The following is an 11,246-nucleotide window of genomic DNA, read 5'->3' as shown; positions in this document are numbered from 1 at the left end:
AGTGGACTTTAGACGTATTGAATGGATTTTCTTAGTCATCTTTTTGGCACTGGATATTTTTCTCGGGGTGAGCTTCTATCAGAGCCAAAAAGTGGAACTATCCGTCAGCAAGGCACCCACCACACAGATGATTACGGAAATTAAGCGTGATCAAATCACGCTGCCTGAACTGAACAATAAGACACCAAAAGGCGCCTATATTGCGAGTCGGCCCAATACGTTGTTGTATCAAAATATGCGACAACTGCAGGGCCAATCTGTTAGTTTTGATAGCAATCATCAAGTGCTAACCAGTAACCTCACGCCCACGGTCGCCATTAAAAAGGGCGAAGAAGTGGCAACGATTGAGAAGTGGATGAAGGGTAACCACAACGTGCTGTTTGGTTCGGAGTATAGCTACAGTAAGCGTCTGTCCAGCAAGAACATCTATGCCTTTGCACAGAAGTTCAAAGAAGGCGCCATCTATGACGACCGCGCGATGTTATATGTGCGCGTTGAAGGCAATCGGGTGATGGGCTACACCCAGATGTACACGGCCCAGCCCGAGATTCTGCGCGATGGCATCAAGCTTGTCAGCAATGAGGACGCCGTGATTGAGTTGTATCGCGACAACGATATCTTGAACAATTCCAAGGTGTTGTGGACCAAGTTGGGGTACACCTGGTTGCTGGATGCTAAGGGCAGCAGTGTTTATGTGCCTGCCTGGTTTGTCGGTATCGAGAACCGGAATTCACGTAATGTCACAGTGAAGAAGATCAACGCGATTACGAAGGCTGTCATCAAGACACCTAACCAGTGAGGACAGGCATTAGAGAGGTTCGCTGTTGTAGGAACACAAAACGTGCTAGAATAGCTGGTAGTAATTCGAGTGAAGGGAATGGCAATTAATCATGAGTGATGATTTTGGAATGCGGGTCAGTGTCTTGGCAAGTAGCAGCACGGGTAATGCCACTTATATCGAGACACCACAGCACAAGGTGTTAGTCGACGCGGGATTTTCCGGTAAAAAATTGGAACAATTAATGCAGAGCATTGGGCGTGATCTGAAAGATGTCGACAGCCTCTTCCTCACCCATGAACACACGGATCATATTCGTGGCGCTGGTGTGTTAGCACGCCGGTATCCACAATTGACCGTTTATGCCAATGAGGGCACGTTTAACGCGTTGCCACACTCGACGGGGGTAATTCCACCCGATCAGCTGCAGCTGTTTGAGATGGGCACTGTGAAGACGCTCGGCGATTTGGATGTCGAGAGCTTTGGGGTCTCCCATGACGCGGCGGCACCACAGTTCTACCAGTTCTATCATGCTGGCAAGCGGTTTGCGATTCTCACAGATACTGGCTACGTGTCCGATCGCGTGGTTGGGACGATTCGTGATGCGGATGCCTATGTGATGGAGTGCAACCACGATCTCGAAATGTTGCGGATGGGGCCTTATCCTTGGTCGCTCAAGCAGCGTATCCTGAGTGATCGCGGTCACTTATCCAATGAAGATGGCGCAAACGCGGTGATGGATGTGATTGGACCTGAAACCAAGCGCATCTACCTGGGCCACCTTTCACCACACAATAACGTGAAATCGTTGGCTCACATCACTATGGCGTCAATGTTGCAGGAACAGGGGCTGGGTGTCGGTCACGACTTCAACATCTATGATACTGATCCTGAAGTGGCGGACGAATTGTTTGTTGTTTAGAGCGCGACAAGACCCGTGTAGCAATCGAGCACTAACGGGACTCACGAAACAATCAAAAATATATAAATAGGCCTGTGATCACCCCAGCGGTGCTGTCACAGGCCTATTTTTCGTGAAAAAATCATCGCGATTCAGATGTTGAGTGGTTTTGGCATTCCTTTTATTTTAGGTGATGTAAATGTTGGTGTATACTGGCGGTAAAAGTGGGTTGAGGTGATTAAAGTGAAACGAGTGGAACAAGAAACGAAAGCTAAAGCGCTGGTCAAGGAGATGCACGATGCTCTGGGTGACGAGTACAGTGACATCAAACAATTACTTGGGCAAATCTATGTTGCCATTGATAAACAAGGAATTTCACCACGCGTGAACAAAATGATCGGGAACCTTCAAGTTGCAAGTACGAAACCCCATACACCCTACCCGAAAGTTTTCAACGATGACTTGGAACAGTTGAAATTGCTCACGAGAACGAAATGGTGGAACAATTTTACTGTCCGGATTTGGCCTTCATAGCAAGGGGTGTGGGCTTAACTTTCTGGCATAACGCTATCGAGGACTCTAAAAGTGGGTTGAGGTGATTGAAATGAAACAGGCAGAACAAAAGGCCGCCGCTAAGGCATTGATCAAGGAGATGCATGATGCTCTAGGTGACGAGTACAGTGACATCAAGCTGTTATTGGGACAAACCTATGTTGCAATCGATAAAAAGGGAGTATCCCCCCTTGTGAACAGTATGATCGGTGACATTCAAGTAGCGAGCATTAAGCCGCACAAACCATACCCCACGATCTTCAATGACGACTTGGATAAACTCGACGCTCTTACCAAGACTAAATGGTGGGACAATATTGGCCTCTTTAGAGGGTATACGGGCTGAGTTTCCCGAATTAATCAGGCCTTGTTCATAATTTCGTCAAATACTGTGGTTATAGTAAAAATATACAATAAATGAAATCGATGGAGGGACCATTTCATGGATAACCAATCACATAATTTTCAAGAAGGACCAAATACTTCTGGACCAAAGCGTAGCGGCGGTTCAAAGACGATGGTCGTCGCGCTCGTCGCAGCATTGATCGGTGGCGGTGTCGGTGGTGGTGCCGCATACTGGGGCTTTTCCCAAAAGGGGCAAGACCTGGGCGTCGTTAACACAACCAAGTCTGCGGGCACCACACAGGTTTCTAACGTGTCTGTAAACCAGAGCAGCGCTTCTGAGACGGCATTTGCCAAGGTGAAGGGCGCGGTTGTTTCCGTGGTCAACTTGCAAAAAGCACAGAGCACAAGCAGTGGGCTCGATGACTTCGGTGATCTATTTGGTGGTAGCGGCAGTAGCTCGTCCAACTCTAACTCGAATAAGAGTAGCAGCAGTAGCCTCGAGGAATACAGTGAAGGTTCTGGTGTCATCTATCAAAAGAAGGATGGCACAGCCTACATCGTCACCAATAATCACGTTGTCGCTGGTTCCGATGAACTCGAAGTGATTTTGAGTGATGGGACGAAGATTAAGGCCAAATTAGTCGGTACGGATTCCGTCAGTGACTTAGCTGTCTTGAGTATCGACGGCAGCAAGGTTAACACCGTGGCTAGTTTCGGCGATTCCAACGCAATCAAGGCTGGACAAACCGTGCTGGCCATCGGTTCACCACTGGGCTCTGAATATGCTTCTAGTGTGACCCAAGGGATTGTCTCCGCTAAGAGCCGGACAATCGACGTGCAGGATGAAGAAACCGGCCAGACAACTGGCCAAGCAACGGTCATCCAAACAGATGCCGCCATCAACTCCGGTAATTCGGGTGGTGCTTTAATCAACTTGTCTGGTCAGGTTGTCGGCATCAACTCCATGAAGTTATCGACAGGGAGTTCAGATAGCAGCACCGCAACGATTGAAGGGATGGGCTTTGCCATTCCAAGTAATGAAGTTGTGACGATCATCAATCAATTAGTCGCTAATGGTAAAGTGGTTCGCCCTGCATTGGGGGTCACCGTGCGTGATCTCTCATCTGTTACAGCAACCCAACAGCAATCCGTGCTGAAGCTGCCTTCTAGTGTGACCGGCGGGGTTGTCATTGCGGGCTTTACCAGCGAGAGTATCGCTAAGAAAGCCGGTCTCAAGCAATATGATGTGATTGTGGGCGTCGATAATACCAACGTCACAGGCCTGGCAGATCTGCACACCGCACTCTACAAGCACAAGATTGGTGATACAGTCACCTTGCATTATTACCGTGGCGGTAAGAAGCAGAGTGTCAGTCTCAAGTTGACACAAACAACCAGTCAATTGTCTGAATCACAGACGACAAAGAACTAGTCGAACTATCAGAAAAGCAGTTGTTTCCAATGTTTGGGAACAGCTGCTTTTTTGTGTCCAGCACGGGGACTAAACAGAGAAGGTGATTGTTATCCAGATAATAGGACGCGATTTTTAGCCGAATGTTCAGTGTTCATCCTGGGGATGTGGAAAGTCAGCGGGGATAAAATCACGAGCAAACTGTGGATAACTCTGTGGATACTGTTCATAACTAGATTTTTAGGGTGTTGATTTTGTTATCCACAGGATGTGGATAGTATGTGCATAAGTTTTTTTATCGTGTGGGAACGTATGTTTTGTGGGGTTCTGGCGGGATTGCGCGCGGTTACAGCGGTGAGGCGAACATTATTTGAGTGTGGATAAACGTTGGTGCTTAAAAAAATTCTTGCAATTCTTCGATGCAAAATCTGGTGTCAGGTTTTTATGTGACTACCATATTTGGTATTCACTAAAAGTTGGTGTGGATAATTCGTGGGGATAAGATGTGATTGCCCTATTTTCAGAAAAAGAAGCCCTCAACTTGACTTACTGATATTAAGTGAGTAATATAGAACTTGTAAATAGATTGTGCGCAATCTAAATTTAAAGAAAAAAGGGTGACGCTGATGAAAATCGCAATTAAGGATCAAGCAAAAGCATATTTGGACAAGAAGGTAACCCCATCCAGCCACATTTTCCTCGCGCTCGATGATGGTTCAAGCAAGTTCTCTAAATTAGGCGGTTCCTGTGCCATTGGGAATAAGTTCCAATTGGTGGTTTCCGATCAAGCTGATGCAGAATACTCTCTGCCCCTTGATAACGATGCCGGTTTAAACATTACCACCGCAATGCCTGAAACCATGTACTTGGCTAATGGCTTAACACTCGACTTCAAGAATGCTTCCTTAGCATTGAAGGATGACAGTGGGATCCTCGATGGTGCCGTAATGGTTGAACAATACCAAGCACCAACTGAAGAAGAGAATAAGTTACGTGAAGAAATGAAGTCCTTGGGCGGCAAGATTTGCTAGCCGATTGCGACTGATTAAGAAGTTGTGACAAAAGAGCTGTGACGACCCGAAAGGGTTTTGTCGTAGCTCTTTTTTTGATTGTGGGCGTTTATTAATGAAAATAATTGATTGATAATTTTCGGTGCAAAAAGATGGCCTATATTAGGAAGCAAAATATTTCACTTTTTTGAGAATGCGTGTATGAATAGAGGTAATGGAGGCGATCTTATGTTAGATATTCAAGGTTCACTTGATCAATTAGCATGGAACACACAACACCACTATGCTCATATTGAAGCACAGCATGAGTTCATTCGGATTTGGGCGGTTCAGTTTGAATTGGGTTACTCTGATATGCGGATGATTCAATTGGCACTGCAATTGGATAAGCAAGATGCGCTGTTGGCTAAGTTCACGGCCGCTTATCAAGCTGTCTATGCCTATGAATATGCGTTCGCAGCAGACGGTTTGGAAGGCTTCAATGCCAAGTTTGGTAATGATATGCCTGCCTATAAGACAGCAGCAACGAATTTACTCGACGTGATCGATGAAATTCGCGCGTAAGATTAGCACTCTACTTGCACGAGTGCTAAAAGGTGTTATAATAGATTCGTAATCAAGGGAGCATCCCTTATAAGAAAGGAAGTTTTCAATATGGCAAACAATTTATCACGGCGTAACGATTGGTTAACAGATCCTGTCTTTGGTGACATGGGTCGGCGTTTCTTTGATGGTTTCTTGCCAACACAAAATCCAATTGGGGATCGCGTGCTGAAAACAGATATTAAGGACACAGACAAGGCATATATTGCTAAGGTTGATGTCCCAGGGATCGATAAGAAGGATATCCAACTCAACTATCAAGATAATGTCTTGAGCATCAGTGTTAAGAAGGATGACTTCACCGATCATGAAGATGAAGAAGGCAACTTGTTGATGAGTGAACGTAACTATGGCCGGATGAGCCGCAGCTACCGGATTCCTAACGTTGACGAAGGTGCTATCACCGCTGCTTATGACGCCGGTGTTTTGACAGTCACATTGCCAAAACTGACTGGTAAGCCAGAAAGCACACACCAAATTGACATTAACTAATTTGAATTTGACGTTTAAACACGCATCATCCAAAAATGCACTGTCAACAACCTAGCTGGGTTGTTGACAGTGCGTTTTTTGTTTATGGGTTTAAAGGTAGACTTTCTAGTTTGGAATCATTATAATTAAGATATTAAGTAATGAGCAAACTAAGGAGGAATTGGCATGCGTAATTATGGTCGACTATGGGCCGTGCTTGGTGTGAGTGCTGTTGCGTTAATCTTGGCCTTTGGATTTGGTCAGTTAAAAGCTGCACAAATTGTGATCACTGTGATGGGCTCGGGGCTGGCCCTCATGATGCTGTGGGACATGATTCAAACACTGCGGTCAGGCAAATTCGGAATCGATTTACTGGCGATTACGGCCGTTGTTGCGACATTAGCCGTGGGTGAATACTGGGCCGCGATGATCGTGTTGCTGATGCTGACGGGTGGTGACGCGCTTGAAGACTTTGCGGCACATAAGGCTAAGCGTGAATTGAAGAGTCTGTTAGACCAAGCACCGACAAAGGCACACCGGCAAGAGACATCCGGGCTCAATGACGTGCAGGTTGATGATGTCGCTGTTGGCGATATTTTGGTGGTGAAGCCTGGTGAACAAGTCCCCGTCGATGGTGTGGTCATCGAGGGTGAGAGTATGGTCAACGAAGCGAGTTTGACGGGTGAATCCAAGCCAATCGAAAAAGGTGTGAGTGCCGAGCTGATGTCTGGGACCATCAATGGCGATGTCGCGCTGACAATGAAGGTCACCAAAACTGCAGCCGATAGCCAGTATCAAGGGATTGTGCGCCTGGTCAAAGAATCAGAAGCGAAACCCGCGCGGTTCGTGCGGATGGCCGATCGATATGCGGTGCCCTTTACCTTAGTGGCCTATCTGATTGCTGGTGTGGCATGGTGGTTATCAGGTGATCCGGTGCGTTTTGCGCAAGTGTTAGTGGTTGCCTCACCATGTCCGTTAATTCTGGCGGCGCCGATTGCACTGGTTTCTGGGATGAGTCGCACCAGTCGCCACGGCATCATCGTGAAGTCTGGGACCACGCTGGAGAAGCTGGCGAGTGCCAAGACCTTTGCGTTCGACAAAACAGGGACGATTACCAGTGGTGTCTTGCATGTGACGCAGGTGAAACCCGTTTCGCCTTGGCGCGAAGACCAGTTATTGCAATTGGCCGCTTCTGCTGAGCAACAATCCACTCATATTTGGCCCGCTCACTGGTCACGGCACTCCCTAAAACAGACCTGTTGGCGGCCAGTGATGTCAGTGAGGTTACTGGGATGGGTGTCAGTGCCAAAGTCGCGCAACACACGGTTAAGGTCGGAAAAGCCAAATTTGCCGGCGCGGCTGACCCTGTGACGGGCACAGCGGTTTACGTCAATGTCGATGGACAGTACGCGGGTGTGATTATTTTGGCTGATCACATTCGCCCCGAAGCCAATGCCACGATGCGTCAGTTGCACACACTAGGCGCGCATCAATTGATGATGATCTCTGGTGACCAACAGGCGATTGCTGATCAAATTGCCGAAGAAGCTGGCATCGACCAAGTGTATGCAGAACAATTACCTGCACAAAAAATCGCCGTTTTGGCGGCTGTTCCAGCAAAGGAACGACCAGTCGTGATGGTGGGTGACGGCGTGAATGATGCGCCATCACTGGCAACGGCGGATGTCGGGATTGCGATGGGCGCACATGGCGCGACAGCAGCGAGTGAATCAGCGGATGCCGTGATTTTGCCCGATGACTTGAGCAAGGTTGCTGAGGTGACAATTATTGCGCGCGATACCATGGTGATTGCGCGTGAAGCGGTCTTGATTGGGATTGCTATCTGTACGATTCTGATGTTGATTGCGAGCTTTGGCGTCATTCCAGCCATCATTGGGGCGATGTTCCAAGAAGTTGTCGACACCGTGACCATTCTCTATGCCTTGCGGGCACGGACAGGCCGCACGCACATTGCAACAGCGATGCAACAACAAGCAGAAAACTAACATCTATCAAAAATAAGCTGTGATTCCACCTTTTTGGTGGTCACAGCTTATTTTTTGTGGCGAGCTATTGTGTATTCACGTGTACTGTGTATAATAGTACACATAATACAGAGGAGGCGTGAAATGAATAATTCAGGTCAAGGATTAGCCTATTATGAAGCCTTGGTACTCAAAATAAAGCAGCAAATCCTCGCCGGTGTGTATGACCCGAACGATAAATTACCTTCTGTTCGCGAACTCGCTGTCGCCGAAAGCCTCAACCCGAATACGGTCGCTAAAGCGTATAAACAGCTAGAGCAGGATGGTGTGCTCTACGTGCAACCGGGGAAGGGGTCGTTTGTCAGTCCGCCTCAGGATGAAACGGCGGCTCAGACACAAAAAATGGCTGCGAAATTCAACCAGTTATTGGTTGAGGCCCACATTGCTGGTGTCTCAAAGCGCCAAATCTTGGATTGGGTCGAAACGGAGTATAAGGAGATGGGTAAATGAGTCTGGTGGTTAAAGCATTAAGCAAAAAATTCAAGAACGACAAATTCTTTCTGACATCGATATCGTGCTGACACCCGGTGAAATTGTCGGGCTCATTGGCCGCAATGGTGTGGGGAAAACAACGCTCTTCAAAACAATCATGCATCAGTATCTGCCTGAAGCGGGGCAGGTCATCATTGATGAACGCGATGTGGACGTTGATCCGAGCTTTTATCCGCGCGTGTTCTTTCTCGATGATCAGCATCTCTATTTTGCGCAGGAGAGCCTACAATTTGCGGTCAATATGGCGCAGATGGTCTATCCCGAGTTTGACGCCAAGCGATTTTGGACATTGATGGCCAGCAACAATTTGGGACCAAAGCAGCGGTATAACCAATTATCGCGCGGGCTCAAGGCCTATGTGCGGATTGGATTGGCAGTCGCAAGCGGCGCGCCTTATATCTTATTGGATGAACCATTCGAAGGGTTAGATATCATCGTCCGCCAACAGATTTTGGCGCTGATTCTGCAAGAGGTCACGGATCATAATCGGGCATTCTTATTAGCTTCCCACGATCTCGATGAATTGGATGGTCTGAGCGATCGGGTTTACATGCTGAAGGACACGCATATTGCGGGTGAATATGATCTGGAAACCCTGCGACAGCACGCCCAAAAACTGCAGTTGGTGTTTCAGGATAATGTCGTCCCCGAGGTTGTGAACCAGGGTCATATCATCGCACAAACGGGTCGGGTATTTGAAGTGGTCTTCACCAACTATACGGAGACGATTGATGCGAACTTGCGGGCCGCGCAACCGATTTTGATGGAGCCGATGAGTTTAACGTTGGTTGATTTATTCAAGCTGAATGTGGAGGATGCAAAATGACAAACAAACCTGGGCGTATAATTTTCTATCGATATCGCTTCTTGTTACTCGCACTGCTCGTGTTTGGGATTCTCTTTGCTTGGATGAACAGCTCATTGCTGACAACAAATGTTTACTATCAACAAAGCATGAACCAACGGCTGCGCAAATCGCTCATGATAAGAATCAGCATGATCTTCGGGTGACATTGTCGCTAGATCATCAATCTATCAACGATTACGTGAACCGACGGGATGCGGTGTTTACCCGAACGAGTGAACAGAAATTTGAAGTGACAAAGGGGACTCAAGGTGAACAGCTAACCCCGGATTCAGGGTTAGTTGCCATCGTCTCACTGATGATTGGTGTAATTTTCGCACTCTTTGGCCGCCGCAATCACTTCAATGAGTGGATGCGTGGGAGCGGCATTAAGAACCGAAAAGTGAATACCACACAATTGATGACCTGGCTGCTTGCGTTTAACCTTGTTGTGTTGTTGAATCAAGTCGTGTGGTTCACAACCTTGTTCACACAAGTTGCGAGTCAGAACATTCATTTGACATTCATCAGCGGTTTGGCCGTCTTAGTTTTGAATCAGGTCGTCACCAATGTGTGGTTATTGATGGGGATTGTACTAGGCACAATCATCAACAGTGCGCTAGCAGCCTTGTTTTATGGCTTCTTTGTGAGTTTCATGCTAACGACCTGCCATGTCACATTAGCTAATCACCGTGACCTGAGCCTCGACTGGTTGTATAATCCAGGCGCCTACACTGTTGGCGTCATCATATTGGCCTTGGTGCTCATTGCTGGGCTGTCACTGTGGTATGTGCGACTTGCCGGACGGCTCTCATACGAAGGGCGAACGACGCTTCTCGCTTTTCCACGCTGGAATCTCGTATTTGCCGTTCTCTTGTTGGTGGGCACGTTTGCTGTAATGACGAGTTTTAGATATTACTCGTGGGAACCTTTTGCCATCGTCATCGGCCTGGCAGGGGTAATGGGCTGGCAGATCTATGGTGAGCGCTGGCGGGGGAGTGTTACTGAATAGAACGAAAAAGGAGTTGCGATGATCGCAACTCCTTTTTACTATGGTAAGACGTTGAACAAGACAGCACCGACGATCCCACCGAGAATTGGGCCGACGATTGGAATCCAGCTGTAACCCCAGTCAGACTCACCCTTGTTGGCGATTGGTAAGACCGCGTGGGCTAACCGTGGACCGAAATCCCGGGCAGGGTTGATCGCGTAGCCGGTGGTCCCACCGAGGGAATAACCGATAGCGGTAATCAAAAGGCCGACACCGATTGGATTCAATCCTTCTGTCCATTTGCCGCGGGTGAATGCTAACAATCCAAAGACCAGAATAACAGTGCCGAAGAATTCACTGAATAAGTTTGCGGCTGGCTTGCGAATAGCAGGTCCGGTCGCGAATGTTCCTAAAATAGCAGCTTGATCTTTTGTTTCTTGCCAGTGTGGCAGGTATTGCAGCCATACCAACACGGCACCTAAGAAAGCACCAGCGACTTGGGCGATGATAAAGATTGGGACGTCAGCCCATGGGAATTTGCCGATTGCGGCAAAACCGATTGTGACAGCTGGGTTCAGGTGGGCAGGGCCGAGATAACTCGATGCGTATACCCCAAGTGTGACCGCGAGACCCCACCCGATAGCAATCGCATTCCAGCCGGCGCCTTGTGCCTTTGTCTTGTTCAGTGAAACACCGGCAACAACACCATCACCAAGTACGACCAGGATGAATGTTCCGATGAATTCACCGAGTGCTTGCGTCATGACATCACTCATAATTTCTCCTCCTTATTAACCGATTTG

The 11,246-nt window shown here is 47.8% G+C and carries 13 protein-coding genes and 1 pseudogene; 13 read left to right on the top strand and 1 reads right to left on the bottom strand.

Features of this window, described 5'->3' with window-relative positions; genetic code table 11:
- The first annotated feature begins 1 nt into the window (after position 1).
- From JCM17471_RS06455 to JCM17471_RS06395, 13 genes and pseudogenes are all read left to right on the top strand, one after another.
- Entirely contained in the window at positions 2-799 is a 798-nt protein-coding gene (locus JCM17471_RS06455) for a two-component system regulatory protein YycI (RefSeq protein WP_054777269.1), read from the top strand.
- A gap of 91 nt (positions 800-890) precedes the next feature.
- Positions 891-1,700, top strand: a complete 810-nt coding sequence (locus JCM17471_RS06450) for an MBL fold metallo-hydrolase (protein WP_054777268.1) — start codon at positions 891-893, stop codon at positions 1,698-1,700.
- A 222-nt stretch (positions 1,701-1,922) separates the two neighbouring features.
- A complete protein-coding gene (locus JCM17471_RS06445; protein WP_054777267.1) occupies positions 1,923-2,213 on the top strand; it encodes a hypothetical protein in 291 nt (96 codons plus the stop codon).
- Positions 2,214-2,283: 70 nt separating this feature from the next.
- Positions 2,284-2,577, top strand: a complete 294-nt coding sequence (locus tag JCM17471_RS06440; RefSeq protein WP_054777266.1) for a hypothetical protein — start codon at positions 2,284-2,286, stop codon at positions 2,575-2,577.
- A gap of 96 nt (positions 2,578-2,673) precedes the next feature.
- The gene (locus tag JCM17471_RS06435; RefSeq protein WP_054777265.1) at positions 2,674-4,008 is read left to right on the top strand and encodes a S1C family serine protease; all 1,335 of its coding nucleotides are present in this window, start codon (positions 2,674-2,676) and stop codon (positions 4,006-4,008) included.
- A 605-nt stretch (positions 4,009-4,613) separates the two neighbouring features.
- Complete coding sequence (locus JCM17471_RS06430; RefSeq protein ID WP_054777264.1) at positions 4,614-5,018, top strand: iron-sulfur cluster biosynthesis family protein; 405 nt, start codon at positions 4,614-4,616, stop codon at positions 5,016-5,018.
- A gap of 207 nt (positions 5,019-5,225) precedes the next feature.
- Positions 5,226-5,561 (top strand): hypothetical protein, encoded by a 336-nt coding sequence (locus JCM17471_RS06425; protein WP_054777263.1) that lies wholly within the window; start codon positions 5,226-5,228, stop codon positions 5,559-5,561.
- A gap of 90 nt (positions 5,562-5,651) precedes the next feature.
- On the top strand, positions 5,652-6,092 hold the full coding sequence (locus JCM17471_RS06420) for an Hsp20/alpha crystallin family protein (RefSeq protein WP_054777262.1): 441 nt from the start codon (positions 5,652-5,654) through the stop codon (positions 6,090-6,092).
- Positions 6,093-6,257: 165 nt separating this feature from the next.
- Positions 6,258-8,077, top strand: a pseudogene (locus JCM17471_RS06415) (heavy metal translocating P-type ATPase).
- Positions 8,078-8,200: 123 nt separating this feature from the next.
- Complete coding sequence (locus JCM17471_RS06410; protein ID WP_054777261.1) at positions 8,201-8,566, top strand: GntR family transcriptional regulator; 366 nt, start codon at positions 8,201-8,203, stop codon at positions 8,564-8,566.
- A gap of 16 nt (positions 8,567-8,582) precedes the next feature.
- Positions 8,583-9,434: an ATP-binding cassette domain-containing protein gene (locus JCM17471_RS06405; RefSeq protein WP_082395242.1), complete on the top strand. Its 852-nt coding sequence runs from the start codon at positions 8,583-8,585 to the stop codon at positions 9,432-9,434.
- Positions 9,431-9,619, top strand: coding sequence for a hypothetical protein (locus JCM17471_RS06400; protein WP_054777259.1), 189 nt, complete (start codon positions 9,431-9,433; stop codon positions 9,617-9,619). The genes JCM17471_RS06405 and JCM17471_RS06400 overlap by 4 nt, the downstream gene beginning before the upstream one ends.
- Positions 9,616-10,464: a hypothetical protein gene (locus tag JCM17471_RS06395; RefSeq protein ID WP_054777258.1), complete on the top strand. Its 849-nt coding sequence runs from the start codon at positions 9,616-9,618 to the stop codon at positions 10,462-10,464. Before JCM17471_RS06400 ends, JCM17471_RS06395 begins: the two co-directional genes overlap by 4 nt.
- A gap of 38 nt (positions 10,465-10,502) precedes the next feature.
- Here the strand turns inward: JCM17471_RS06395 and JCM17471_RS06390 are convergent, their stop codons facing one another.
- A complete protein-coding gene (locus tag JCM17471_RS06390; RefSeq protein WP_054777257.1) occupies positions 10,503-11,219 on the bottom strand; it encodes an MIP/aquaporin family protein in 717 nt (238 codons plus the stop codon).
- Positions 11,220-11,246 lie beyond the last annotated feature (27 nt).

This window comes from Lacticaseibacillus saniviri JCM 17471 = DSM 24301 (assembly GCF_001311785.1).
GTDB lineage: Bacteria > Bacillota > Bacilli > Lactobacillales > Lactobacillaceae > Lacticaseibacillus > Lacticaseibacillus saniviri.
Note: the sequence above shows the minus strand (reverse complement) of the source record. Positions and strands in the feature narration are given on the sequence as shown.

Bases quoted from the DNA above. Each gene is read 5' to 3' on its own strand.
- JCM17471_RS06450 (WP_054777268.1), top strand. From the start codon at position 891: ATGAGTGATGATTTTGGAATGCGGGTCAGTGTCTTGGCAAGTAGCAGC.
- JCM17471_RS06440 (WP_054777266.1), top strand. From the start codon at position 2,284: ATGAAACAGGCAGAACAAAAGGCCGCCGCTAAGGCATTGATCAAGGAG.
- JCM17471_RS06425 (WP_054777263.1), top strand. From the start codon at position 5,226: ATGTTAGATATTCAAGGTTCACTTGATCAATTAGCATGGAACACACAA.
- JCM17471_RS06435 (WP_054777265.1), top strand. From the start codon at position 2,674: ATGGATAACCAATCACATAATTTTCAAGAAGGACCAAATACTTCTGGA.
- JCM17471_RS06400 (WP_054777259.1), top strand. From the start codon at position 9,431: ATGACAAACAAACCTGGGCGTATAATTTTCTATCGATATCGCTTCTTG.
- JCM17471_RS06390 (WP_054777257.1), bottom strand. From the start codon at position 11,219: ATGAGTGATGTCATGACGCAAGCACTCGGTGAATTCATCGGAACATTC.
- JCM17471_RS06410 (WP_054777261.1), top strand. From the start codon at position 8,201: ATGAATAATTCAGGTCAAGGATTAGCCTATTATGAAGCCTTGGTACTC.
- JCM17471_RS06430 (WP_054777264.1), top strand. From the start codon at position 4,614: ATGAAAATCGCAATTAAGGATCAAGCAAAAGCATATTTGGACAAGAAG.
- JCM17471_RS06420 (WP_054777262.1), top strand. From the start codon at position 5,652: ATGGCAAACAATTTATCACGGCGTAACGATTGGTTAACAGATCCTGTC.